Origin of the sequence: Leminorella grimontii (assembly GCF_039789245.1) — a bacterium.
Lineage (GTDB): Bacteria > Pseudomonadota > Gammaproteobacteria > Enterobacterales > Enterobacteriaceae > Leminorella > Leminorella grimontii.
In genome coordinates, this window is sequence record NZ_CP146357.1 from 4,149,291 (window position 1) to 4,175,403 (window position 26,113).

21 protein-coding genes and 4 tRNA genes are annotated in these 26,113 nt (G+C 51.4%); 5 read left to right on the forward strand and 20 right to left on the reverse strand.

All coding sequences use genetic code 11. The features are described 5' to 3' along the window. Positions 1 to 1,182 carry a protoheme IX biogenesis protein HemY gene (gene hemY, locus V8L73_RS18930; protein ID WP_347253738.1) on the forward strand — a complete coding sequence of 394 codons (1,182 nt, stop codon included), beginning with the start codon at positions 1 to 3 and terminating at the stop codon, positions 1,180 to 1,182. Between the two features lie 738 nt (positions 1,183 to 1,920). Here hemY and V8L73_RS18935 read toward each other — a convergent pair. The 4 genes from V8L73_RS18935 to V8L73_RS18950 all read right to left on the reverse strand — a co-directional run bounded on the left by V8L73_RS18935 (position 1,921) and on the right by V8L73_RS18950 (position 2,374). Next, a tRNA-Pro gene (locus V8L73_RS18935) sits at positions 1,921 to 1,997 on the reverse strand. Positions 1,998 to 2,043: 46 nt separating this feature from the next. After that, positions 2,044 to 2,129 (reverse strand) — tRNA-Leu (locus V8L73_RS18940). Positions 2,130 to 2,155: 26 nt separating this feature from the next. Beyond that, a tRNA-His gene (locus V8L73_RS18945) sits at positions 2,156 to 2,231 on the reverse strand. Positions 2,232 to 2,297: 66 nt separating this feature from the next. Then, a tRNA-Arg gene (locus V8L73_RS18950) sits at positions 2,298 to 2,374 on the reverse strand. A gap of 477 nt (positions 2,375 to 2,851) precedes the next feature. Between V8L73_RS18950 and sstT the strand changes: the two genes are divergently transcribed. Beyond that, positions 2,852 to 4,102: a serine/threonine transporter SstT gene (sstT, locus tag V8L73_RS18955; RefSeq protein WP_027275435.1), complete on the forward strand. Its 1,251-nt coding sequence runs from the start codon at positions 2,852 to 2,854 to the stop codon at positions 4,100 to 4,102. Between the two features lie 89 nt (positions 4,103 to 4,191). On the opposite strand, the gene wecG is transcribed toward sstT, so the two are convergent. The 14 genes from wecG to trxA form a co-directional block, all read right to left on the reverse strand. After that, the gene (gene wecG / locus V8L73_RS18960) at positions 4,192 to 4,920 is read right to left on the reverse strand and encodes a lipopolysaccharide N-acetylmannosaminouronosyltransferase (protein ID WP_261832727.1); all 729 of its coding nucleotides are present in this window, start codon (positions 4,918 to 4,920) and stop codon (positions 4,192 to 4,194) included. Between the two features lie 9 nt (positions 4,921 to 4,929). Further along, positions 4,930 to 6,300 (reverse strand): ECA oligosaccharide polymerase, encoded by a 1,371-nt coding sequence (gene wzyE / locus V8L73_RS18965; protein ID WP_347253739.1) that lies wholly within the window; start codon positions 6,298 to 6,300, stop codon positions 4,930 to 4,932. Continuing rightward, on the reverse strand, positions 6,300 to 7,379 hold the full coding sequence (locus V8L73_RS18970) for a TDP-N-acetylfucosamine:lipid II N-acetylfucosaminyltransferase (RefSeq protein WP_347253740.1): 1,080 nt from the start codon (positions 7,377 to 7,379) through the stop codon (positions 6,300 to 6,302). The genes wzyE and V8L73_RS18970 overlap by 1 nt, the downstream gene beginning before the upstream one ends. Beyond that, positions 7,376 to 8,626, reverse strand: a complete 1,251-nt coding sequence (gene wzxE, locus V8L73_RS18975; protein ID WP_027275432.1) for a lipid III flippase WzxE — start codon at positions 8,624 to 8,626, stop codon at positions 7,376 to 7,378. Before wzxE ends, V8L73_RS18970 begins: the two co-directional genes overlap by 4 nt. Before the next feature lies 1 nt (position 8,627). Then, the gene (rffA, locus tag V8L73_RS18980; RefSeq protein ID WP_347253741.1) at positions 8,628 to 9,758 is read right to left on the reverse strand and encodes a dTDP-4-amino-4,6-dideoxygalactose transaminase; all 1,131 of its coding nucleotides are present in this window, start codon (positions 9,756 to 9,758) and stop codon (positions 8,628 to 8,630) included. A gap of 16 nt (positions 9,759 to 9,774) precedes the next feature. Further along, positions 9,775 to 10,485, reverse strand: coding sequence for a dTDP-4-amino-4,6-dideoxy-D-galactose acyltransferase (gene rffC / locus V8L73_RS18985; RefSeq protein WP_347253742.1), 711 nt, complete (start codon positions 10,483 to 10,485; stop codon positions 9,775 to 9,777). Next, complete coding sequence (rfbA, locus tag V8L73_RS18990) at positions 10,463 to 11,344, reverse strand: glucose-1-phosphate thymidylyltransferase RfbA (protein WP_347253743.1); 882 nt, start codon at positions 11,342 to 11,344, stop codon at positions 10,463 to 10,465. The genes rffC and rfbA overlap by 23 nt, the downstream gene beginning before the upstream one ends. Positions 11,345 to 11,401: 57 nt before the next feature. Further along, complete coding sequence (gene rffG, locus V8L73_RS18995) at positions 11,402 to 12,481, reverse strand: dTDP-glucose 4,6-dehydratase (RefSeq protein WP_347253744.1); 1,080 nt, start codon at positions 12,479 to 12,481, stop codon at positions 11,402 to 11,404. Beyond that, positions 12,472 to 13,734 carry a UDP-N-acetyl-D-mannosamine dehydrogenase gene (gene wecC, locus V8L73_RS19000; protein ID WP_347253745.1) on the reverse strand — a complete coding sequence of 421 codons (1,263 nt, stop codon included), beginning with the start codon at positions 13,732 to 13,734 and terminating at the stop codon, positions 12,472 to 12,474. The genes rffG and wecC overlap by 10 nt, the downstream gene beginning before the upstream one ends. Next, positions 13,731 to 14,861, reverse strand: coding sequence for a non-hydrolyzing UDP-N-acetylglucosamine 2-epimerase (wecB, locus tag V8L73_RS19005; protein ID WP_027275426.1), 1,131 nt, complete (start codon positions 14,859 to 14,861; stop codon positions 13,731 to 13,733). The genes wecC and wecB overlap by 4 nt, the downstream gene beginning before the upstream one ends. An 82-nt stretch (positions 14,862 to 14,943) precedes the next feature. After that, entirely contained in the window at positions 14,944 to 15,978 is a 1,035-nt protein-coding gene (gene wzzE, locus V8L73_RS19010; RefSeq protein WP_347253746.1) for an ECA polysaccharide chain length modulation protein, read from the reverse strand. A gap of 20 nt (positions 15,979 to 15,998) precedes the next feature. Beyond that, complete coding sequence (gene wecA, locus V8L73_RS19015) at positions 15,999 to 17,096, reverse strand: UDP-N-acetylglucosamine--undecaprenyl-phosphate N-acetylglucosaminephosphotransferase (RefSeq protein WP_347253747.1); 1,098 nt, start codon at positions 17,094 to 17,096, stop codon at positions 15,999 to 16,001. 71 nt (positions 17,097 to 17,167) lie between these two features. Next, positions 17,168 to 18,427: a transcription termination factor Rho gene (gene rho / locus V8L73_RS19020; RefSeq protein ID WP_027275423.1), complete on the reverse strand. Its 1,260-nt coding sequence runs from the start codon at positions 18,425 to 18,427 to the stop codon at positions 17,168 to 17,170. A gap of 443 nt (positions 18,428 to 18,870) precedes the next feature. Further along, positions 18,871 to 19,197, reverse strand: a complete 327-nt coding sequence (gene trxA, locus V8L73_RS19025; RefSeq protein WP_027275422.1) for a thioredoxin TrxA — start codon at positions 19,195 to 19,197, stop codon at positions 18,871 to 18,873. A gap of 145 nt (positions 19,198 to 19,342) precedes the next feature. Between trxA and rhlB the strand changes: the two genes are divergently transcribed. The 3 genes from rhlB to V8L73_RS19040 all read left to right on the forward strand — a co-directional run bounded on the left by rhlB (position 19,343) and on the right by V8L73_RS19040 (position 23,456). Beyond that, entirely contained in the window at positions 19,343 to 20,629 is a 1,287-nt protein-coding gene (rhlB, locus tag V8L73_RS19030; RefSeq protein WP_027275421.1) for an ATP-dependent RNA helicase RhlB, read from the forward strand. Positions 20,630 to 20,674: 45 nt separating this feature from the next. Beyond that, on the forward strand, positions 20,675 to 22,159 hold the full coding sequence (gene gppA, locus V8L73_RS19035; RefSeq protein ID WP_347254836.1) for a guanosine-5'-triphosphate,3'-diphosphate diphosphatase: 1,485 nt from the start codon (positions 20,675 to 20,677) through the stop codon (positions 22,157 to 22,159). A 124-nt stretch (positions 22,160 to 22,283) separates the two neighbouring features. After that, positions 22,284 to 23,456 (forward strand): DUF3829 domain-containing protein, encoded by a 1,173-nt coding sequence (locus tag V8L73_RS19040; RefSeq protein WP_261832739.1) that lies wholly within the window; start codon positions 22,284 to 22,286, stop codon positions 23,454 to 23,456. A gap of 47 nt (positions 23,457 to 23,503) precedes the next feature. Here V8L73_RS19040 and rep read toward each other — a convergent pair whose 3' ends face one another. Both rep and V8L73_RS19050 read right to left on the reverse strand, forming a co-directional pair. Then, positions 23,504 to 25,528, reverse strand: a complete 2,025-nt coding sequence (rep, locus tag V8L73_RS19045) for a DNA helicase Rep (protein ID WP_027275418.1) — start codon at positions 25,526 to 25,528, stop codon at positions 23,504 to 23,506. Between the two features lie 125 nt (positions 25,529 to 25,653). After that, a complete protein-coding gene (locus V8L73_RS19050) occupies positions 25,654 to 26,025 on the reverse strand; it encodes a DUF805 domain-containing protein (protein ID WP_027275417.1) in 372 nt (123 codons plus the stop codon). Positions 26,026 to 26,113: the final 88 nt, after the last annotated feature.

The following is a 26,113-nucleotide window of genomic DNA, read 5'->3' on the forward strand; positions in this document are numbered from 1 at the left end:
ATGGTTCGCCTACTTTTTTTACTGGTAGTTCTGATTGCAGGAATCGCTCTAGGCCCGATTCTTGCGGGCCATCAAGGTGCGGTACTTATCCAGACGGACAACTACGACATTAAAATGAGCGTAACCGGCCTGGCAATGATAATTGCGCTGCTGGTTATCGTTCTTTTTTGCTTGGAATGGGTTCTACGCCGCCTCTTCCACACCAGCGCCCGCACCAAGGGCTGGTTTATTGGCCGTAAAAGCACCCGCGCCCGTCGGCAAACCCGCGCTGCAATGCTTAAGCTGACGGAAGGCGACTTTGGTCAGGTAGAAAAGCTGCTTATCCGTAACGCCGACCACGCCGAACAGCCGGTAGTAAACTATCTGCTGGCGGCCGAAGCGGCACAACAAAACGGCGATACTCAACGTATCAACGACTATCTCAACCGAGCGGCAGAGCTTGCCGACACCGATCAGCTGCCGGTCGACATCACCCGCGTGCGCATTCAGCTGGCGCAGGGCGAATATCACGCGGCGCGCCACGGCGTCGACAACCTTCTAAACGATGCGCCTCGCCACCCTGAAGTTCTTCGCCTTGCCCAGCAGGCCTACCTGAAAACCGGCGGCTACGCTTCTTTACTGGAAATCATCCCATCAATAGAGAAAGCGAAGCTTTACGATGAAGATACAGTAGAAAGCCTAAAGCTTGAAGCCTATACCGGGTTGATGAACCAGGCGATGTCGGAAGGCGGCAGCGAAGGCTTAAGCCAGTGGTGGAAAGATCAGCCTCGGAAAGTTCGCAACAACAGAACGTTACAAATAGCCTTGGCCGAGCACTTTATTGCCTGCGACGATCATGAACAGGCACAGAAAATCGTTCTGGAAGGGTTGAGGCATCAGTATGACGAAAAGTTGCTTCAGCTTGCACAGAAGTTAAAAACCGGTAACCCCGCGCCGCTGGAAAAAGAGCTCAGGCTGCAAATTCAAGAGCATGGCGCAACGCCTTTGTTAAGCGAAACGCTGGGGCAACTTTTAATGCAGCACGGAGAATGGGAACAGGCCAGCGATGCGCTTCAGCAAGCCGTTGAGCAACAGCCTAACGCCAAAAGCTACGCGCTTCTGGCTGACGCGCTGGATAAGCTTAACCGTACACAGGAAGCCGCTCAGGCTCGCTGTCAGGGCCTTGCCCTTACGCTAAAATAGCTGCTAGAAAGCAGCCCCTTCAGGCGAGCCAATATGGCTCGCCTTTTTTATGTGCTGAATGCTTATGCCTGAATCTGCTAAATTTCAGATAAAAAAAACACTTGCCTAAAAAGACAAGTGTGAGAAAAAATCAGGTCAAAGGACAACATGGTGGTGTCTCACTCAACGTTATGCCTGATGTTTGATGAGGTCATCATCATAAGCCAGACCATAGACACCCTAACTCGGCTCTGCATCATTCGATAGCTTATGAAGCGACTTGGATCGACTGTCATAAATGGGTGAATGAGCATCTACAGTTTAGCTATTGCAGCTATCGTGCCAACCTCCCCAGAAAACGCCGAAAAGGTCATCAACACATTGATATAATAAAGTTTCCTGCAGATTAGCCGAAAGAATCCCCCTTATTACTCTCTTTCTGCCAATCACACAGCGACATTAGGCGTCGCCAAACGGAGACGGCAAAAGGGCTATAATATTTTATTTATTATTATCAGCATATTGAGTGTCTTTGGATAACGACAGTCGTTCAGAGAGGTGTTGGAAATTGGCGACATCGCTTTAAATCACTTCGTGAGAAAGCCTGACCAATAAAAAGGAAAAACATGACGACTCTAAGAATCCAGAAATAGAAAATGGTTAGCGCCACGGTGCAGATAAAGCGTTAAAGGAACAAAGCGGATGTAGACAAAAGCAATGGACTAGAGATAATTGGTTGGAAAAACTGGGGAATAAAAGTGGTCGGCGAGAGAGGATTCGAACCTCCGACCCACTGGTCCCAAACCAGTTGCGCTACCAAGCTGCGCTACTCGCCGATTACATAGATAGGTACTGGCTTTGATTACTAACAGACAGTTTGTGTGGTGCGAAGAGAGGGACTTGAACCCTCACGTCCGAAGGACACTAACACCTGAAGCTAGCGCGTCTACCAATTCCGCCACCTTCGCAATGTACACAAAACTCTTTAGATTAGTGGGGTGGCTAATGGGACTTGAACCCACGACAACTGGAATCACAATCCAGGGCTCTACCAACTGAGCTATAGCCACCATAAATCTTTGCTCAACCCGGTATTTTAATCACCTTGGATCTTATCACGCCCTGCGCACTTTTAATGGCGCGCCCGACAGGATTCGAACCTGAGACCTCTGCCTCCGGAGGGCAGCGCTCTATCCAGCTGAGCTACGGGCGCGCAGCGCGCCGTTGCGGAAAGGATAGTACGGATTTAATCATCTTCTGTCTAGCCCTTTTTTCACTAATTTTTTCGTTTGCTCACTTCATCAGCGATTAGCGCATTTTTTTATCAGAAAATGGTGATAAATCGGCTTTTCCCCAGAATTAATTCATATCTATACCTATTTTTTGCTTCCAGAAATCCTCAACCTCTTTTAAAGTCTCTTTTAGCGGATGGAAACACATTCGCATATAAGTAATGCCCCCCTATCCCGCAGTCTATCTTCTGTATGGTAAGGACAAACGGTGCGATTTAATCCTAAATGTTTTTTCGCGTCATTCTTTGCCGTTTAAAGAAGTGGACTGGGAAGCTATGGCATAACCAAATAGCAAACGCACTCTTCTTGTCAAAACGTCGACGCACTCAATAAAACAGAGCGTTGGCCGGCTTGAAGTTCAGGCTTGGAAAACTACATTAGTCAGGGATTATTTAACCGTGAGTACATTACATTCACCGCGCCCGGCGCGTTTTAGCCTCGTGGTCCAAATACTTATTGGACTCATCGCCGGCGTCATACTGGCGTATATTTCGGCGCCAGCTGCCGCTGCTGTGGGAATTCTGGGCAGTTTATTCGTTGATGCATTAAAAGCCGTAGCGCCTATTTTAGTTTTCATTTTAGTCGCTTCTTCAATCACCAATCATAAGCGCGGCCAAAAGGCCAACATTACGCCAATTCTCGTCCTATACCTGATAGGTACGTTCGCTGCAGCCCTTATCGCCGTGTTGGGAAGCTTTATGTTCCCTTCAACGTTAATAATGACGACGGGAGACGCGACTCTGACACCTCCCGGCAGCATTATGGAAGTATTAAAAACGCTGCTATTCAAAATGGTAGATAATCCGGTAAGAGCGCTGATGAACGCTAACTATATCGGTATTTTGGTATGGGGCGTCGGGCTAGGTGTTGCCCTACGCCACGCGTCTGATGAAACCAAAAAAGTCGTGAGCGATCTTTCTTACGGCATCGCATTCATTGTCCGTTTGGTTATTCGTTTTGCGCCAGTTGGCATATTCGGTCTGGTTGCGGCGACATTTTCCGATCCAGCGGCAGGATTCGACGCCTTTGGCAAGTACGTTCACGTGCTGCTAGTACTGCTGGGCTGTATGCTGATTGTTGCGCTGGTGCTCAATCCGCTGATTGTCTTTGTTATCACCAAAAAGAACCCTTATCCGCTTGTGCTGACCTGCCTGCGCGACAGCGGCATCCCCGCTTTCTTCACCCGCAGCTCCGCCGCTAATATCCCCGTCAACATGGCATTGTGCAAAAAGCTAAACTTGCGAGAAGAAACCTATTCCGTTTCGATTCCTCTTGGCAGCACCATCAACATGTCCGGTGCAGCAATTACCATCACGGTACTCACTCTGGCCGCAGTGCAAACGTTAGGCATTGACGTTGATATCCCTACGGCGCTATTGCTTAGCATCACAGCTTCAATCTGCGCCTGCGGCGCTTCCGGCGTAGCTGGAGGCTCCCTGCTGTTGATCCCCGTTGCCTGTAGCCTGTTTGGCATTCCTAACGATGTCGCTATGCAGGTCGTGGCTATCGGCATGATTATTGGCGTACTGCAGGATTCCGCAGAAACCGCGCTAAACTCATCAACGGACGTTGTTTTCACAGCGGCCGTATGCCGCGCAGAGGAACAAAAGTCGTCAAGTAGACAACCCATGACCGTTAGTGAAGAGTAATTGCAGATTGGATTCAGAAGAAAACAGGCCGCTTCTGCGGCCTGTTTGTTAAGAATTAATAAAGATGTGAGACAGAGCCCGCTACGGCCCTACAGGCGACCGGTATAGTGATATATCACATACTTAAGCAGTTTGACCTGACGGCGCCAGCGCGTAGGCTGAGCCAACAGCCGATAAAGCCATTCCAGCCCCATATTCTGCCAAGCCTTGGGAGCGCGCTTTACGTGGCCGGTAAAGACGTCATAGGTACCGCCAACCCCCATAAACAGCGCATCCGGATAGACTTTTCGGCAGTCGCGCATAAAGATTTCCTGTTTCGGCGACCCCATGGCGACCGTCACAAACTTCGCGCCGCTGTCGCGAATTCGCTCAAACAGCGCGCCGCGATCTTCCGGCTTGAAATAGCCGTCCTGGCTGCCGACAATATTTACCTGCCATTGGCTTTTCAGCTTCTGCTCCGCCTGCGCTAATATTTCCGGCTTGCCTCCAACCAAAAAGACCGGAATACCTTTTTCACCGGCCTTTTCCATCAGCGCTTCCCACAGATCGGCGCCGGCAATACGCTGCATGTCGACGTCAGGATACTTACGGCGGATAGAGCGCACAATGCTGACGCCGTCGGCATACTTATACTCTGCCGCGTCAATCAGTTCGCGCAGCGCCTTATCCTGCTCCGCCGTCATGACCTTTTCAGCATTGATAGCGATAAGCGTCCCAGTTTTCAGAGAGCCTTCGTCAAACAGGTGGTCAACAAACTGGGCCATATTGCGAAAGCCCCAAATATCAATACCGCGAATACTGTACTTAGGCGTACTCACTTATCTCTCCTACACCACTTCCGCTTTATTAACCTTTGTCTGCCCGGAGGGCGAAGCGCCGCGAACCCGTTGGCGGATCATGCCACAGACGTCAAAAGCCCAGTACATCAACTTTGCCATAATCAGGCAAAGCGCAAAAATAAGGCCAAAAAACACTACGCGCGAAACGAAAGAATCCAATCCTTCTCTGGCCAATACGATGATATTAAATACGGCCCCGAAACAGAACGCCTGCATGATGGCGCCCTTGTAGCGATTGGTTTCCGCCTTGCCTTTTTCATAAATCCAATCAAACCATTTGACGATAAGCCCAACCAGCACGGCGCCTAACGGAATAAACCAAATGCCGCCCATGACCACCAGCGAACCGATAAGCGTCGGTGAAATAGCCAATCCGGCATGGTAATCAAGCACTTCCCAAGTAAAGTAGTTAGCGGTGTTGATCACGAGGTTAGGCCGCTCCGGCCACAGCCAGCTGGGAATGAACACGTAAAAGTCGCGAACGATGGGCGCCAGCCCCTGAAACTCTATCTTGTCGTAGTTTTGCAGCAGCAGCGCCAGGTTCTCCCAGGGAGAAAACGTATCGCGCGTCAGGTACAGAAAAGTATAGAACGCTTCTGCGCCGGTAACGTTCATACCGTAGCGTTTTAACGCCAGCCAGAACATACCAACGACGCCGACGACGCCGGCCATCACCAGCATCCACAGCGTAATATGGCCACGCGCAATGCCGATAAATAAAAATAACGAGAAGGCGATCAGGATATTCGCCCGCGTACCGCCCACCACAACGTAAGTCAGAATACCGAACGCAACGGTAGTGAACAAAAACAGAAACCAGCTGCGGGTATTTTCCTTAAGGAAGTAGACAACCAGCATGGCCGGAATGAAAAAGTAGAAAAAGCGCTTGAGCGCCACGCCGGAGACGTCGCTGGAAAAGATTTGGCTATATTTTTCCAACTTAAACAGCAGAAAGCCGTTTTGTAAAAAGAAGATGCCCACCGTTGCAATCGCCACCAAAGCCAGCAGCATCCACGTCAGGTTGGTTTCCACCCTGTTCATCGTAAACAGCGCCGGGCGCGGCGCGGCCGTCGGCTTCACCAGCCGGGTTTTATAGCAAACATAGTAAACGGCATAAAAACAGGTCGACGACAGCAGGGCGTTAAGCAGCGAATCCACTTCAACGACCTGCACGTCAAACTGAAAAACCAGCAGGCAGGTTAACGGGAAACCGAAGTAAAACGTCAGCAGATAAAGCAGAGAAAACAGCACGTTGAAGTTAAACTTCACCCGCCTGAACTCTTTATAGGTCAGCGTCAGGATAAAACCCAGCGAGATAAGATAAACGACGAACAATCCGCCAAACTGTGCCAGATCCATTATCCCTCCCCAGCCGCTATCGCCAACGCGCGTTTCCAACCCTCAACATAGTTTGGATTAAAAAACGCGATTTGGCTCTTATCTATCTCAGACATATGCCTTTTGGCCTCATAGGCTTTATCCACGTCTAACTCGTCGCCATAGAACAAAAACGGCACGTTCTGCTCCCGCAGGTCGCGCCAAAACGGATTATGACGACTGACAACAAAAGGAACGCCGCTTTGAATCAGCAGGCACAGTGTACCAATCCCCTGTTGGCGATTAAAAATAAAGTAACCGAGATCGCAGTTAGCCAGCATGGTCAGATAGTCATCAAACGGGATTTGTTCCGTCAACAGCGTAACCTGCCCCTGCGGAAAAAGCGCCGCCGACTTTTCTGCAATATCATCGATATAAACCTGATTGTTTTTCGGATAGCCAAGCGGAACCAGCACGTTAAGCTCCTGCTGCCCAAAGCGGCGGTGAACATCCTCCAGCGCCTCAACGTGCCTGTTGGTTCGATCGCCAGAGTTACCCACTAAAATCGTCAACCGCTTACCGCCATCGCCCACTGGCGGCCGATAGTCAGGGTTCATTCGGGTTGGAAAATAAAGCAGCGTGCCAGGAACGTCGGGGTGACTCGCCTGATAGTGAAATAAATCCCCTCTTGTGGCGAACACGTGACCGACTTTTCCCTGCGCCAAGCGGCGAAGACGATAAAACAATTTAAACTTCAGGCTATTGGAGTCTTCATACAGATCCGCTCCCCAGACGTGCCAGCTTACCCGATGGGCAGCTATCTGGTTGAACAGCAGCGCTAGCCAAAGCCGGGCATTAAACTGTCCGTGAAATAAAAAGCGAGCGCCTTTATCCGCTCTGGCGCTGGCAATGACCGCCTTGGCCAGGCTGGCTTTATTCTCGTAGCGCTCAATCGCTAAGCGTCCAAAATCGGCAAACGGCGAGCCGTCCTTTGCCGCCACCATAAAGCGCGTCGCGATTTCCGACGGTGCCTGAGGCGCCAGTACGTCGTTGAAAAAGCGCAATACCGTCACGTTGTGGTGGGGAATATCGGAACCCAGAATGTGAATCAACGTTGTCATGACCGCCCACGATAAATAAGAAAAACGCAGCTACAGAGGGTGAAGTAGATAATATAGGTCGCCATATAGGACTGCGCAGCACCGACGGCGCCGTTCATTGGGATGAGATAATGGGAAAAGCCGACCAACAGCGCAAACTGACTTACCTCAGTTAAAACGTAAAATCGCAGCGACGCTTTGGCGATGACCAAATAGCCAAATACGTAAGAGCCCACTTTCAAAACGTCACCCACCAGCTGCCATGCAAACAGATCGCGCATAGCGACAAACTTGCTTGAAAACAGCAGCCAGATAGCGAAATCTCTCAAAAGCCATACGGTAAAGCTTACCGCTGCGACGGCAGGCAGAACGAAGCGCAGTGAACGGAAAATCTCTCTGGAAATATCCCGCTTTTCCGTCAGCTTTGAGAGCGTCGGCAGCAGATACACGGTAAATGAGGCGGTAATAAACTGCAGATAGGCATCGGAAATGCTGCTCACCCCCTGCCAGATACCGACGTCGTCCCAGCTATACCGCTCGGCCAGCAGGTTTCGCATCATGACGTAGGCCACCGGCAGCGTCACGGACGTGATCAGCGCCATAACGGTGAATTTACCGAGGCTGCTCGCCATGGCCTTATCCCATGCGGGCTTCAGATAGCTTAGCGGCATCGGGCTGCGCTTATACAATATTATGCCGGCAGGGATCGCCGCCAGCGCGGGAACCAAAGCCAGCCCGGCCAGGGCGCCTTCATAACCCCCAACCCAATAGCACGCAACGTAACCAATAACCCCAAGCAGGCTGCCGCCGATAACGCCCAGCGCGTTGCCCATCGCGTCGCGATAGCCCTTAAGAATGGCTAAAAAGAAGTTCGCGTATGCAATGCCCATCTGAATGAAGGCCACCGCCCAAACTACGTCAAGATAGCGGGTATGGCCAAACAGCCCCTGGCTTATCGGTTCGGCAAACAGAATAAAAACGACGGCCAACAGGGTCGAAAAGCCCAAAATCAGGCTGGCGGAAGTCCCTACGGCTTTACGCAGCTGGGACGGGTCCTGTTGATACTGAGCAACGTAGCGAGTAACGCCGTTAAAAATGCCGGCGCCGGATAAAACGCCAAGCACCGTAATAAGCTGCCTGAAGTTCCCTGCCTGGCCTACGCCGCTGGGGCCAAACGAAACGGCCAACAGCTTGACCACCAAAAGCCCTACGCCGATCTTTATCAGCGTAGAGCCTGCGGTCCATATTGACGCTTTAGCCAGAGACATATCAGGCGAAGTAGCTCAGAATGGTGTTGATTACCGTACGCTGAGTAACGTCCGTCATGTTATAGAACATCGGCAAACGCACCAGGCGGTCGCTTTCTTTCGTGGTGTAGCGGTCTTCACCGTGGAATTCACCGAACTTCTCACCCGCCGGACAGGCGTGCAGCGGAATATAGTGGAATACCGCCATAATTTCCGCCTCTTTCAGGTAGTTAATAAAACGCGTACGGTCTTCAACGTCGTTCAGCTTGATATAAAACATATGGGCGTTGTGTACGCAGTCGGCCGGGATGGTCGGCAAAGCAATCCGCCCTTTGTCAGCCAGTCCTTTAAACGCGCTGTAATAATTATTCCACAGCGCCAGGCGGCGATGATTGATTTCCTGCGCAGCCTCAAGCTGAGCCCACAGATAGGCAGCCTGCAAATCGGCCATCAGATAGCTGGAGCCAATGTCGCGCCAAGTGTATTTGTCTACCTGTCCGCGGAAAAACTGGCTGCGATTGGTGCCTTTTTCGCGAATAATCTCGGCCCGCTCAATCAACGTCGGATCGTTAATCAGCGTCGCCCCACCTTCACCGCCGGCGGTATAGTTTTTGGTTTCATGGAAGCTATAGCAGCCGATGTGGCCGATGCTGCCCAGCGCTTTCCCCTTGTAAGTCGACATCACGCCCTGCGCGGCGTCTTCCACCACGTAAAGGTTATATTTTTTTGCCAACGCCATAATGGTATCCATTTCACACGCTACGCCAGCGTAGTGAACGGGAACGATGACGCGCGTTTTTTCCGTGATCGCCGCTTCAATTTTGGTTTCGTCGATATTCATCGTATCCGGGCGAACGTCAACAAACACGGCCTTGGCGCCACGCAAAACGAAAGCGTTCGCCGTTGAGACAAAGGTAAAGCTTGGCATGATCACTTCATCGCCCGGCTGAATGTCTAACAGCAGCGCGGCCATTTCCAGTGATGCGGTACAGGACGGGGTCAAAAGCACTTTGTGGCTGCCGAAGTTCTGCTCCAGCCACTGCTGACAGCGGCGGGTAAACCCGCCGTCACCGCAGAGCTTACCGCTGCCCATGGCGGCCTGCATGTAGTCTAGCTCTGTTCCAACAACCGGGGGCGCATTAAACGGAATCATGTTCTTCACCTAATAGTTATCTGTATAGCCAATATGCCGTGCTGTGAATTGAAGCACCGCTTCGAATATAAAGGCGTAAGGCGGCAATATTTCCCATCTGAGTGGCGACATAAAGCGTCTTCAGCTCTTTTTGTACGCACCAGCGCTTTGCCGCGTTCATCAACGCCAACCCAGCGCCCCGTCGGCCACGTCCGGGCCAGGCGGCCAGCAGGCCAATTCTGGCCTGCTGTTCATCTAATTCTCTTAACGTCACGAACCCCAGGGGCTGACCAGCCTCATCCTCAACGATAAGACAGCAGCGATCGAAGGTACCCAACACCGCTTTTTCTGCCCATAGCGCATAAAAACGGCCGCTGTCGCCTTCCTGGTACCACGGTGCTCGAAAACGGCTTTGGCTAAAGGCGGCCGATGCGGCGTCGCGCAAAGCGGGGATGTCCTCTTCAACGGCCAAGCGGCAGGAATACCTCGAATCGGACTCAGCTATCAATACGTCATCCAGCGTCAGGCTAAAGTCCACTTCGCCTTCCACCAGCCGAAATTCCAACGCGTTCAGCGCATCGATAATGTCTGAACGCTCGGCCGGCACCTTGGCCTGAACGCGCTGATAGCGGGACAGCGAAGCCACATCCAGCGACGGAGCCTCATTAGAAAAGCTTAGCCTAGCGCTGGAAAGCGAGAAAAACTCGCTTTCCCAAGCCAGCTCATCAATATTGGCGAAGACGGACATTAAGTAAATCCCGCAGATATTTACCGTAACCGGTTTTAGACATCAGGCTAGCGGCCTTCTGAATTCCCTCATCGTTCAACCAGCCGTTGCGCCAGGCGATTTCCTCCAAACAGGCAACCTTAAATCCCTGACGCTTTTCCACCGTCTGTACGAACGTACTGGCTTCAATCATGCTGTCGTGAGTGCCGGTGTCCAGCCAGGCAAATCCGCGGCCGAGAAGCTCAACGTTCAGAGCGCCCTGCTCCAGATACATCTGGTTAATGCTGGTGATTTCCAGCTCGCCGCGCGCTGAAGGCTTGACCTGCTTGGCCAACTCAACTACCTGACGGTCATAAAAATAGAGCCCGGTCACCGCCCAGTTGGATTTGGGTTTGGTCGGCTTCTCTTCAATGGACAACGCACGGAAGTTTTCATCAAACTCCACGACGCCAAAGCGCTCCGGGTCCATCACCTGGTAGCCGAACACCGTCGCGCCGTGCTCGCGGGCCACAACGTTGCGCAGCTTAGGCGTAAAGGACTGACCAAAAAAGATGTTGTCGCCCAGCACCAAACAGCAGGCATCGCCGTTGATAAACTCTTCGCCGATAATAAAGGCCTGTGCAAGCCCGTCCGGGCTCGGCTGTTCGGCGTAGCTTAAGCGGATGCCGAACTCCTCTCCCGTCCCCAGCAGGCGCCTGAAAGCCGGTAAATCTTCCGGCGTGGAAATAATCAGAATATCCCGAATGCCCGCCAGCATCAGTACGGAAAGCGGATAGTAAATCATCGGCTTGTCGTAAATCGGCAGCAGCTGCTTGGATATGCCGCGGGTTATCGGATACAGGCGCGTACCGGAGCCGCCCGCCAGAATAATGCCTTTCATTGTTTATACGTCCTCAATTGACTCCAACAGCCCGTCGGATCAATAAACTTAACTTAATTATTTCGTCGACTGTAACCCGATACGCTCTCTGGCATAAGAGCCATCCTGAACGCGCTGGCACCATTCCCGATGGCTTAAATACCACGCCACCGTTTTACGAATACCGGACTCGAACGTCTCCTGCGGTTTCCATCCAAGCTCACGCTCAATCTTTCCGGCATCGATGGCATAGCGCATATCGTGGCCAGGCCTGTCCGTAACGTAGGTAATCAGGTCTTCGTACTTGGCAACGCCAGACGGCTTCTGCGGCGCTAGCTCTTCTAACAGGTGGCAAATAGTGCGCACAACGTCGATATTCTTACGCTCGTTATGCCCGCCGATATTATAGGTTTCACCGATTTCGCCTTCCGTCACCACCTTGTACAGCGCTCTCGCGTGGTCTTCGACAAACAGCCAGTCGCGGATCTGGGCGCCGCTGCCGTAAACGGGCAGCGCTTTCCCCTCCAGCGCGTTCAAAATAATCAGCGGGATTAGCTTCTCCGGGAAGTGATACGGGCCGTAGTTGTTAGAACAGTTGGTCACAATGGTCGGGAAACCGTAGGTCCGAAGCCAGGCGCGAACCAAATGGTCGCTGGAAGCCTTTGAGGCGGAATAGGGGCTGCTCGGCGCATAGGGCGTCGTTTCCGTAAACAGGTCATCCGTACCGTGCAGATCGCCATACACCTCATCGGTTGAGATATGGTGGAAGCGAAACGCTTTTTTGCGATCGCCTGACAGTTCGTTCCAATAGGCTCTGGCCGCTTCCAACAGCGTATAGGTGCCGACGATGTTGGTTTCAATAAACGCGGCTGGCCCGTCAATCGAACGGTCTACGTGGCTCTCCGCCGCCAGATGCATGACCAAATCCGGACGATGCTGGGCAAAAGCTCTGTCGAGCGCGGCGCGATCGCAGATGTCTATCTGCTCAAAGGCATAGCGATCGCTGTCAGAGACCTCAACCAAGGAATCCAAATTACCGGCGTAGGTCAGCTTATCAACGACGATAACGCTGTCGGACGTATTGTGAATAACGTGCCGAACAACCGCCGAGCCGATAAATCCGGCACCGCCGGTAACTAAAATTTTTCTCACCGCCATACTCCCTTGGTGTCAATAATCCACTGCTGCTTCACCTGCTCTGGCGCAATCGCCTTAAACTGGCGGTGGTCCACCAGCATTACGACAACGTCTGCCTGTTCCAGCGCCTGCGTCGTATCAAGCAAAGTTACCTTATTGCCCAGAATGGCCGGCAGCTGATGTACGTTAGGCTCAACGGCCAGCGTTTGACCCACGTGCCAATCGGCAATCATATGGGTAATTTCCAGCGCCGGGCTTTCGCGCAGGTCGTCGATATCCGGTTTGAACGCCAGACCAAAGCAGGCTATTTTCACCTCAGCGGCCCGCTTGCCGCTGTCGGCGAGGCAGTCGGCTACTGCGGCCTTCACTTTATCCAGCACCCAGTAGGGCTTTCCGTCGTTAACCTCACGGGCCGTGCGAATAATCCGAGCCTCTTGGGGGTTTTGGGCAACGATAAACCACGGGTCGACAGCAATGCAGTGCCCGCCGACGCCCGGTCCCGGCTGAAGAATGTTCACGCGCGGGTGGCGATTCGCCAGACGAATAAGCTCCCAAACGTTGATGTCCTGATGGTCGCAAATCAGCGACAGCTCGTTGGCAAAGGCGATATTAACGTCGCGATAGCTGTTTTCCGTCAGTTTACACATTTCCGCCGTACGGGCGTTGGTCACTACACATTCGCCCTTGAGGAAAATTTTATACAGCTGGCTTGCGCGCTCAGAACAGCGCGGCGTCATTCCACCGATAACGCGGTCATTTTGCAAAAGCTCAATCATCACCCGCCCCGGCAACACGCGCTCTGGGCAATAGGCAATGTTGATATCCGCCGCTTCACCCGCGCTTTGGGGAAAAGTCAGATCGGGACGAGCTTCCGCCAGCCAGCCCGCCATCTGTTCCGTTGCACCAACGGGAGATGTCGACTCAAGAATGACCAGATCCCCTTTCTTCAAGACTGGCGCTATCGATTTGGCCGCAGACTCAACGTAAACCATATCCGGCTCATGATCGCCTTTAAACGGCGTAGGCACCGCGATTAAAAACGCATCCGCCGGCTGGGGCTTGGTCACCGCCCGCAGAAAACCACCCTCTACGGCCTCTTTAACCACTTTGTCCAAATCAGGCTCAACGATATGAATAGCGCCGCGGTTGATGGTATCAACGGCGTGCTGATTAACGTCAACGCCGATCACGTTCTTCTTATGCGATGCAAACGCAGACGCGGTTGGCAAACCAATATAGCCAAGGCCAATAACGGAAATCGTTTCAAAACTCATAGCTTCACCTGATTGTTTTTTAAAGCATCGAGAATACGCTGGCAGGCTTTCCCGTCACCGTATGGGTTGTGCGCACGGCTCATGATGTGATATTCGTTCTCATCCTCCAGCAGCCTGCCCACTTCTTTTAAAATTAAAGCAATATCCGTACCAACTAATCTCACCGTGCCGGCAGAAACCGCCTCAGGACGCTCGGTGGTATTACGCATAACCAAGACAGGTTTACCTAAAGAGGGAGCTTCTTCCTGAATACCGCCGGAGTCCGTCAAAATCAGATAGGCATGATCCATCAAGTAAACGAAGGGCAGATAGTCCTGTGGTTCAATCAGCGTCACGTTGTCAATATGGCTTAGAATGCGCTTTACAGGCTCACGCACGTTGGGGTTTAGATGTACCGGGTACACAACCTGAACTTCCGGATGCGTACGGGCAATTTCTGCCAAAGCGCTACAAATTCGTTCAAAACCGTCGCCAAAGCTTTCCCGGCGGTGGCCGGTCACTAAGATAATTTTTTTGTTTTGATGTAAGAACGGGTAGCGCGTTTCCATTTCCTCACGCAGCGCGACGTCGCGATGAATGCGATCCCGCACCCAGAACAACGCATCGATCACCGTATTACCCGTAACAAAAATCCTGCCGTTAGGAATGGCTTCTCTCAGCAGGTTTTGCTTTGACGTTTCCGTAGGAGAAAAGTGATACATGGCCAAATGGCCAGTGAGTTTGCGGTTTCCCTCTTCAGGCCAGGGAGAATAGAGATCGCCCGTGCGCAGCCCTGCTTCTACGTGCCCTACGGGGATCCGCTGATAAAACGCCGCCAGGCTGGTAGCCAGCGTCGTTGTCGTATCGCCGTGTACCAGCACCACGTCGGGCTTAAACGACTCAAGCACCGGCTTTAAGCCTTCCAGAATGCGGCAGGTAATCTCCGTTAATCCCTGTCCCGGACGCATGATGTCCAAATCGTAATCAGGTTTAATATCGAACAGCTTAAGCACCTGATCCAACATCTCACGATGCTGCGCCGTTACGCACACCTTGGACTCAAAATTATCATCGTTAGCCAGCGCATGAACTAACGGCGCCATCTTTATAGCCTCAGGACGCGTGCCAAAAACAGTTAACACTTTCACAGGTTTTCTCTTTCCAGTCTGTCGTTGCGTTTATCAACATCCATAAAGGCGCCCGAAGGCGCCCAATAATTATTATTCTTTTTTACGCTTTTCGCCTGCGGGTCAGCGCTACTCCGGCGCCAATCAGGCCGCCAATGCCGCCCCACATGATCAACAGGAACACTCGACGCGGCTTATCTCGAACGATAGGATCTTCCGGCGTACGTAAATAGCGATAGGCTCTAAAGTCCGCATCCAGCTTTACGCCCTCTTCTAAAGAAGACAGGATGGCGCGGTTGTGATCGTAATCGATATCAAAGTTGGGCCCCGTTGCCTGCAGCGCCTCATATCGGGCTACTAGCTCTGGTTTCCCTAGCATAAACAGCTCAGAGCTGGACAGCTGCTCGGCGGGCGTGTCGGTTTTAGCGCGATCGATACCCTGTTTTTCGGCAACCTCAAGCGCGTTCTTCACGCGCTTGAGTTCGCGCTGATAAACGGCGTTCGCGATATCTTCTTGACGTTTAACCTGATAAAACAGCGTCGTTTTACGCGCAGACCAGGTGCCGGAAAGCTCATCATTGAGCGCAGCGATAGCGCGCTGATTGGCAAAATTAACGTACTGACGCAGAAGCTGGTTGGCATCGCTTGGCGTTTCCGCCGTCAGCTTGACGCTGTCGTTCATTCCCTTCTTGTCATCTTTAGGCGTAAACGAAATATTGTTAATAAGCTCGTCGAGCAGCACGGCGTCGGCGCGCGCATCCCCTTCCTTACGCTTATTGTAATAGTCGGAAGTCATCCAAAAGTCCCGACGCGTATCGTAAGAAGAAAGCTGCATAACGAATTCATCATACACGTCTGCCGCTATCGGCGTTTCGCTGGTCGATGAGTTCGCGTTGTTGTCGCGCATCAACCCCCTCAAGAACTGCTCTTGAGAATAGTAGCCGCCCAACATGCTGACCGTAGGTTTGTCCGTAATGGCCGTCGCGCTCCACTCCTGCTTTACTACGTAAGAGTAGGCCAACGCAACCAGCGCAAACGCAATGGCGATACCGACTATCCACACTTTGCCATACCATAATGAATAGCACAGGCTGCGAATATCTAATTCATTATCAATGGACTGAATCTCTGGTTTCATACTGATGACAAAGCCTCTGTTTAAGAAATATGCCGTTCTTTATGAGCCTTACGCATCCGACGCTTAACGCGTTTAATAAAACGGGCAACTCGCCAGGCGCGCTTGATGCAAAAGCCATACACAAGAAAAACAAGCAAAAATAATGCCATCATCATCCATTCGGAGATGAAAGAAATATGTTCGCCGGCGACCCCAATAGCAGCCAGGACGGCAGCTGAAAGCGTAATAAGCACAAAGGCCTGAGGGGAAGTAAACCCGGCGCGCATGATGAGGTGATGGATATGCTGGCGATCTGCGGAGAAAGGGCTCATTCCCTTACGCAGACGGCGATACATAATGGCTATCATATCGACCAGAGGAATGGCGATGACCCAAAGCGCAGTAACCGGATTCATAGGATGGCCTGCACCCTGCGTGCTTTGCATCAAGATCCAGATAACGGTGAAGCCGATAAGCGTACTGCCCGCGTCTCCCATAAACACCTTATAGCGTTTACCGAAAGCGCCAAGATTCAGCAGCAGGTAAGGAATGATGGCGGCAATAATGGAAAAACACCAGTAGCCAAGACGCGCCTGACCGTCGATCATCAGCAGGATGCCCAGCGCGCCAAACGTCACGCAGGCCAAGCCGCCCAGCAGGCCGTCAATACCGTCAACCATGTTGAAAGCGTTGATTGAGGCCCAAACGGCAAACAGCGTAACTAAATAGCCGAAAGGACCGAGAACAAGCTCAAACGGCCCAAGGATATAACCCAAGCTGTGAAGATAAAGACCGGCAAAATACATCATAGCGACGGCAACCAGCGCCTGCACTGACGCCCGAAACTTCACGCTAATGTCAAACCTGTCGTCAATTGCGCCCACAACAACCAGTACGCCGGCGCAAATAAGATAAATGCCGGGCTGTTCTATCTCTTTCCAATTAATGAAAAGATATAAACAAATCCCGGCATAAACGGAAATGCCTCCAACGAGAGGTATTACCCCCTGATGGCGCTTTCTGTAGTTAGGCTTATCAACCAACCCTATCTTTTTCGCCACTTTACGAGCGACAAACAAAAAAGCCAGAGAAAACAAAAAAACGATAATAATATCGCTACTCATAGTGAGTGCATTCACGATTAACGGCTCTCAATAAAACGGATGAGTATCAGGATATTACCCTAATACTCACCTCGGTTTAACTTTAATTACGAACGCTTCATCATATCGAAGAATTCATCGTTCGTTTTCGTCATCGCTAACTTGTTAATCAGGAATTCCATCGCGTCAATTTCACCCATTGGGTGGATAATGCGGCGCAGGATCCACATCTTTTGTAACTCTTCTGAGGTTGTCAGTAGTTCTTCTTTACGGGTACCGGAACGGTTGTAGTCAATGGCCGGGAAGACGCGCTTCTCGGCAATCTTACGAGACAAGTGCAGCTCCATGTTGCCGGTGCCCTTGAACTCTTCGTAAATAACTTCGTCCATTTTAGAACCGGTATCCACCAGCGCGGTAGCGATAATGGTCAGGCTGCCGCCCTCTTCTACGTTACGCGCGGCGCCGAAAAAGCGTTTAGGACGGTGCAGGGCGTTAGCATCAACGCCGCCGGTCAGCACTTTGCCTGATGCCGGTACAACTGTGTTATAGGCGCGGGCCAGACGGGTAATTGAATCGAGCAGAATAATAACGTCTTTTTTGTGTTCAACCAGACGCTTGGCCTTTTCAATGACCATCTCGGCTACCTGAACGTGGCGGGAAGCCGGTTCGTCAAAGGTTGACGCGACGACCTCACCTTTCACCAGACGCTGCATTTCGGTCACTTCTTCAGGACGTTCGTCAATCAACAGCACCATCAACACGCAGTCAGGATGGTTATAGGCGATGCTCTGAGCGATGTTTTGCAGCAGCATGGTTTTACCCGCTTTCGGCGGAGCGACGATAAGCCCGCGCTGGCCGCGGCCAATCGGCGAAGCCAGATCGAGTACGCGGGCCGTCAGGTCTTCCGTAGAACCGTTGCCGCGCTCCATGCGTAGGCGTGAATTGGCATGCAGCGGCGTCAGGTTTTCGAACAGGATCTTGTTACGAGCATTTTCCGGCTTATCGTAGTTGACTTCGTTAACTTTCAGCAGCGCGAAGTAGCGCTCGCCCTCTTTCGGCGGACGAATTTTGCCGGAAATGGTATCACCGGTACGGAGGTTAAAGCGGCGAATCTGGCTGGGGGAAACGTAAATATCATCGGGACCGGCGAGGTAGGAGCTGTCTGCGGAACGCAGGAAACCGAATCCATCCTGCAGTATTTCCAGCACGCCATCGCCAAAAATATCTTCACCGCTTTTTGCGTGTTGTTTAAGGATAGCGAAGATAATGTCTTGCTTACGCATCCGGGCCAGGTTTTCCAGGCCCATATTTTCGCCGAGAGTAATTAACTCAGAGACCGGCGTATTTTTTAATTCGGTAAGATTCATAGTGGTGGGTTCTTTAACTCGGGGTCTGTCTCGAAACGTCTTGATGATTATGATGGCGAGCTCGCCACGCCCGTAAAATATTAGAATACTCAATCGCGCCGCACGTCAATGATGAAAGACATGACAAGGTCTGAAACTATTGAAGAAAAATCAGAAAAACGCGCCTGAATATAATTCTAAACCTGCTTCAAAATCATAGCACTATTGCGTGCACTTAAACTGTACTGAAGAACATATAGGCTATGGATTTAAATTGGATACATCTATAGATAAGATTGCATGAAGCGTAAATAAAGGTAGCACGCTTTATCCATGCAGTCTATGGATCGATAAAGAAAATGCAAAATTTCCGCATGAAAACGCGTTGACTCGGCTCCAGCGGAAATCGTCTGAAAACCAAACGCAATTCGCCGAAGCCTGCACCAAACGCCGCCTTAAAGCGATTAAAGGCTATTGTCTAAAAACTCTTTCAGCTGGGACTTGGACAGTGCGCCAACCTTAGTTGCCGCCACCGCGCCGTCTTTGAACAGCAGCAGAGTCGGAATACCGCGAATGCCGAACTGAGGCGCAGTCGCCGGGTTTTCATCAATATTCAACTTCGCGACGGTGAGTCGTCCTTCATACTCGGAAGCGATATCATCCAGAATAGGCGCAATCATCTTGCACGGACCACACCATTCAGCCCAAAAGTCTACCAAAACTGGCCCCTCGGCTTTCAAAACGTCACTTTCAAAACTGCTATCGGTTAAGTGAATAATTTTTTCGCTCATGTTTGACTCCGCGGGATTAGATGTGCTTCATTGGTGCCTTATTGACCAACAAAACGGTGAATAGACGTTGACTTTATTTCAACGGATACGCATTCGTAAAGCAATACTTTCGTGAATACAAGGTTAACTGCTATTCTACACCACTATGAGCAAAACACACTTAACAGAACAGAAGTTCGCCGACTTCGCACTGCACCCTTCGGTTGTCAAAGCGCTTGAAAGTAAGGGCTTTCACTACTGCACGCCAATCCAAGCGCTGGCGCTGCCTTATGCCGTAGAGGGAAAAGACGTTGCAGGACAGGCGCAAACGGGTACCGGAAAAACATTGGCTTTTCTGGCATCGACCTTTAACTATTTATTAACTCACGCATCCGACGAGCAGCGAAAAACCAATCAGCCGCGCGCGCTTATTATGGCGCCGACCCGTGAGTTAGCCGTCCAAATCAGTAACGACGCTCAGCCGCTGGCCGCCGAAACGGGCTTTAAAACGGGCCTGGCCTACGGTGGCGACGGCTACGACAAGCAGCTTAAGGTGCTGCAGGCTGGCGTTGATATTTTGATTGGCACCACCGGGCGTCTTATTGACTACGCCAAGCAGGGCCATATCGATCTGAGCGCTATTCAGGTCGTCGTTCTGGATGAAGCCGATCGCATGTTCGATCTCGGCTTTATAAAGGATATTCGCTGGATCTTTCGCCGCATGCCCGCGGCAGAGCAACGCCTGAACATGCTGTTTTCAGCGACGCTCTCTTTTAAAGTCAGAGAGCTGGCGTTCGAACACATGAACAGCCCTCAGTATATAGAAGTGGAGCCGGAGCAAAAAACCGGACACCGAATCAAAGAAGAGCTCTTCTATCCCTCTAATGAGGACAAGATGCGCCTTCTGCAAACGCTGCTAGAAGAAGAGTGGCCGGATCGCTGTATCGTTTTTGCCAACACCAAGCACGTTTGTGAGGAAATCTGGGGCCATCTGGCCGCCGACGGTCATCGAGTCGGGCTGCTGACGGGCGACGTACCGCAGAAAAAACGACTGCAAATTCTGGATGAGTTCACCAAAGGAAATTTGGATATCCTGGTTGCGACAGACGTCGCCGCACGCGGATTACATATCCCTGAAGTGACGCACGTCTTCAACTACGATCTGCCGGACGACTGCGAAGACTACGTTCACCGCATCGGACGCACCGGTCGCGCTGGCGCAAGCGGCAATTCAATCAGCCTGGCCTGTGAACAGTACGCCTTAAATTTGCCGGCGATTGAACAATACACCGGGCATGCAATCCCGGTAAGCCGCTATAATCCGGACGCACTGCTGACGAACCTCCCTGCCCCCAAGCGGCTACCTCGCTCAAGAGCGGTCGGCAGCCAACGGCGCACCGGAGGAGGACCGCGCAGAAGCGGAATGCCTCGCGGCCGTAAACGTTCATCCTAACGCGCCGCCAGCATGCTTGAAGCCAAGAGCCCAGAAAAAGGCCTGATAAGCGAATCTTCGCTTTACGCCGCCGTCGACCTGGGCTCCAACAGCTTTCACCTGCTGGTTATTCGAAACACCGACAGCGGCATACAGGTTCTCGACAGACTGAAGAAAAAAGTGCGCCTGGCTGCCGGATTAAGCGATAGCGGCTATCTGTCTGAAGAGTCGATGGAGCGGGGCTGGCAGTGCTTGGCCCAGTTCGCTGAACGCCTTTACGGCATTCCTCCTGAGCATATTCGCATCGTCGCCACGGCGGCGCTACGCGCGGCTCAAAATGCTCAACGCTTTATTTCCATTGCACAAACGATATTAAATCTTCCCATTGACGTTATTCACGGCGAAGAAGAAGCTAAGCTTATTTATCAAGGCGTTAACTATACTACCGGCGGCAATCCGTCACGACTAGTAGTTGACATCGGCGGCGCCAGTACGGAGCTCATCGTCGGCAATGGGGATACAATCAATAGTCTGGTCAGCTTACCGATGGGGTGCGTTACCTGGCTTGAGCGCTATTTCGCCGATCGTTCTCTCAACGTCAAAAATTTCCACCAAGCTGAAACCGCAGCTCGTGAACAGCTGGCTCTGGTTGCCCATGGCCTCACTTTATACGGCTGGAAAGCCTGCGTAGGCGCCTCTGGCACCATTCAGGCGCTGCAGGAAATCATGCTTGCACAGGGCATGGACGAAGCCATTACGTTGGATAAGCTCCTACAGCTAAAAGTACAGGCCATTCAGTGCGGAAAGCTTGAAGAGCTGGAGATCGAAGGGCTGACGCTGGAAAGAGCACTGGTTTTTCCCAGCGGTCTGGCCATCCTTATCGCTATTTTCGATACGCTGAAAGTAGACGGCATGGCGCTTTCCGGCGGCGCGCTGCGAGAAGGGTTAGTTTACGATATGCTTCCTCGACCATCCGATCGCAGCGTACGTCAGAGAACCGTCAGGGCGCTTCAGGCCTTATATCGAATCGATCTCCTTCAGGCAGATCTGGTAAGCCAACAGGCTGACCGGCTATGCTCCCAGTTAGAAAACGATATCACCTTGAATAGCGATACAAGGGAATTGCTGTTCTGGGCCTGCCAGCTTCATGAAATCGGGCTTAGCATTGCGTTTAAAGACGCAAACAGGCATGCGGCCTACCTGCTCAACCACATTGATGCTCCCGGATTTACGCCGTCGCAAAAAAGGCTGCTGGCCACGCTTCTATTAAATCAAACCCATGCGTTAAATATTCAGGAATTAACGCAACAAAATGCCCTTGAATCACACCAGGTTATCCCAATCGCTCGACTACTCAGGATAGCTATTTTACTCTGTCGAACGCGCCATCCGGACGCCATTCCCCCGTTCTCACTTAGCGCGTCGAATGAAACCTTCCAGCTAAAGATTGATGCCTTAGAGCTAAAAAAGCATCCTCTTTTAGCCGATGCTCTACATCAAGAAAGCCGCTGGCAAACCAACTGCCGCCTGCCATTAAATATACAAAGTTAACGTCCACTTTTTCCTATACGTAAGACGGCTCTTCGCTATACTATCAAGCCAGCGAAAGGATGCGTTATCCATCGCAGTAACCAATTTACCTAAGAAAAGACGGACAAAAGGAAGGACCCTATCAATGAACAAACTCTCGATGACAATTTTGGCTTCACTGATTGCCGGGCTATTAGTCGGCTGCGACGGAAAAGAAAAAGACGCGCCGGCAGCTGATGCACAGAAGCAGCCTCAGACAGTCCAGACGGTTCAAACAGCCCAAACCGCACCATCACCTGCTCAAGCCAAGCCAAAGGCGACAGAATCCGCACCAGCGAAAATCAGTGCAGAAGAAGAAGCCTCTCAAGCGGCTCAGAAAGGGAACCTATGGCTGGACGTCTTTAACAATAGCTCTTCGATTAAGGTTAACGGCGAAGATGGTAAGCAAATCGGTGGCCTGATTCAGTTCACTAAAATAAGCCAGGCTAGCAATTATGCCGAAAAATATATGGATATTGCGGAAAACAACGGAAAGTTCACGCTGAAAAAGATCCGCAAGCAAGAGAACACGTTGGACCCGTTCTTTACAATGAAGTCCTTCTACACCTTAGGCAAAGTCAGCGATAGCGAAATCCAAAATTATCAGAAAGTTGGAGAAGCGCTTAGCAACATGAAGCCGCCGATGCCGGAGCTGGACAAAGCGGGTGTTGCCTATATGAACAGCATTATCAACATAGCAAAAGCGTCAAACGCTATGTATGACTATTACGTCACCAGCGAAGAATATAAGCTGGACGACTTCAAGAAAGCGCCTGAACTGCATAAAGTGATGGCTGAAGCCTATAAGCAGTATGAAGCCGCTAACGAAGTCGCCCACACAGCTCATAACAACCTGTACAAAGAGTTTCACCAAAAAGAATTGGAAATCATGAAATCCAAAGGATTCGATACTACCGTTATCGTCTATACCAGCGTGGATGACGTTTCCGACTTCTTTGGCGGACTGGTGGACATATACAACGCTAATAAGGGCAGCCTGAAGAAAGCCGATAAGGCGTTCTATGAAGGAAAATCAAAGCGCATCGAAGAAGCTCTGGAAGCGCTGAAAAAAGCTAAAGAGAATGCGGAAGGTTTGGCTAAAGAGGGCTTAAAAGAAGGTGAGCTTAATTCCTACATTGAAAGACTGAACGCCTTTAGCATTTCAGCCAAAGTCACACTGCGCGATATGGGGAAAAGCAAAGACCACAGCCTGTTAAACGATCTGCAAAACAAACAGGAAAACGTAACCAGCGCCTATAACCGCATAGTTATGAAGTAATCTCTGAAAAGTACGTGAACTACAAGCGGGCGCAAAAAGCGCCCGTTTTATTTTGGCGAGCGCGCCTTGGCCAGCTGCTCGCGAATATTGGCAAGATGGCTCTTCCCCTTCTCCATCCGCTCTTCGGCAGAAACCGCCTTGCGCGCAGTTTCCCACACCAGATCGTCCTGAGGAAGTTCAAGTAAAAAACGGCTGGGTTCGGGGCGAACCAGCTCGCCGAACTGGCGGCGTTCGCGGCAAAGCGTGAACGTGAGCTCTTTCTGCGCACGAGTGATCCCTACATAGGCCAGGCGCCGCTCTTCGTCCACGTTGTCTTCATCAATGCTGCTTTGGTGAGGCAGCAGGCCTTCTTCCATCCCCACCAGATAGACATAGGGGAACTCCAGGCCTTTTGAGGCGTGCAGCGTCATCAGCTGTACCTGATCGAGCTCCTCATCGCTCTCTCCTCTCTCCATCATGTCGCGCAGGGTAAAGCGCCCAACGACCTGACTCAGCGTCATCGGTTCATCCAGATCGGAGCCTTCCAGCATTTCCGTCATCCAGCTAAACAGCTGGTTGACGTTTTTCATCCTCATCTCGGCCGCTTTCGCGCTGGGAGAGGTTTCATACAGCCAGCTTTCATAGTCCATACCGTGAATAAGGTCCCTGACGGCGGCGACGGGTTCCCTTTCAGACGTTTTAGCCACCGAGTCAACCCAGTGGGTAAAGCGTTGCAACGCCTCCAGCCCCCTTCCGGTAAGGTGTGAAGACAGCCCAACGTCAAAGCTGGCGCGATAAAGGCTGACGCCGCGCCCAAGCGCCCAATTTCCCAGCTTTTCCAACGTTGCGGCGCCAATTTCCCGCCTTGGCGTATTCACAATGCGTAGAAACGCGCTGTCGTCATCCTGATTGGTCAACAGACGCAGATAGGCCATCAGGTCTTTGATTTCCGGGCGAGAGAAGAACGACGTCCCGCCGGAAATACGGTAAGGAATGCGGTTTTGCATCAGCATCTTTTCAAAGATGCGCGACTGGTGGTTGCCGCGGTACAGGATGGCATAATCCTTATACTGCGTCTTATTGATAAAATGGTGGGCGATAAGCTCCCCAACTACGCGTTCTGCTTCATTATCTTCATTATTCGCAGTCAGAACCTTAAGCTCTTCACCGTAACCAAGCTCAGAAAACAGATTCTTTTCAAACACGTGAGGGTTATTAGCGATCAGTATGTTAGCCGCTTTAAGAATGCGCCCAGACGAACGGTAGTTCTGTTCCAGCTTGATAACCTGGAGGCTTGGGAAATCTTCCTTAAGCAATACCAGATTCTGCGGCCGTGCGCCTCGCCACGAGTAGATAGACTGGTCATCGTCACCCACCACGGTAAACCTGGCCCTTGTGCCGACCAGCAGCTTTACCAGTTCGTACTGGCTAGTGTTGGTATCCTGATATTCGTCCACCAGCAGATAGCGTAGGCGATTTTGCCAACGCTCTCTCACTTCTTCATTACGTTGAAGCAGCAGCGTTGGCAGCAGAATGAGATCGTCAAAGTCAAGAATGCTGCAGGACTTAAGCTGCTTATCATAAAGGTCATAACAGTGGGCAAACAGCCTGTCTCGCTCAGACTTGGCGCCCGCCGCTGCCCCTGCCGGGCTAACCAGATCGTTCTTCCAGTTAGAAATGGTGGATATCAGCTGAGACAGCAGGGTTTTATCATTTTCCAGCCACTTTTCCGTTAAGTCCTTAAGCAGCGCCATCTGATCCTGATCGTCGAACAGCGAAAATGACGACTTCATGTTAAGCGCAGCGTGCTCGCGCTTAATAATCTCAAGCCCCAGAGTATGAAATGTCGATATCGTCAGTCCGCGGGACTCCTTACGCCCCAGCGTTTGCGACACCCGCTCTTTCATCTCCCTGGCCGCCTTATTGGTAAACGTCACGGCGGCAATGTGGCGCGCCTGATAGCCGCATTCGCGAACCAGATAGGCGATTTTATTGGTGATGACCCGCGTTTTTCCCGAGCCTGCACCGGCCAGCACCAGGCAGGGCCCGGTAACGTATTCAACGGCTTGCTGTTGGCGGGGATTCATTCGCATGACGAAGACGGGCTCACAAAACAAAAAAGGGATGGGGATTATAGCAAAAAATGGCCCGGCCGATAGAACGAGCCCTAAAACTAAAAAACCCGCACTCGGCGGGCTTTTCATCACGGAAAAAAGCGTTAGATAGCTTCTTTCGGTGAAGGACCGTAGGCGTTCTGGCCGTTTGTGCTGTCCAATACGGTAAACACAAATAGGACCAAAGAACCAAACGGAATAAAGGCAAGCAGCAGCCACCAGCCCGTCTTATCCGTATCGTGCAAACGACGAACGGTAACGGACAGCGCAGGAAGCAGGATTGCCAGATAAAAAATACCAACCAATAGTAATGAAACCACGCCGTTAGATCCGAACATTGAGTCCAGAATAGAACCAACGATCATCAATACCACGGCAATAATGACAGTGAAGAGTTGGAACATCCAATATTCTTTACGACGAGCGCGGCCAGAGAAATCAGCGTACTGTTTTAAACACTTTTTAAACCATTCCATCGAAACGAGATCCTTTAAGATTTTAATGAATAAAAAACAAAGAAACCGGATTATATATAAAAACTAAACGCCATCCAACGCAGATAAG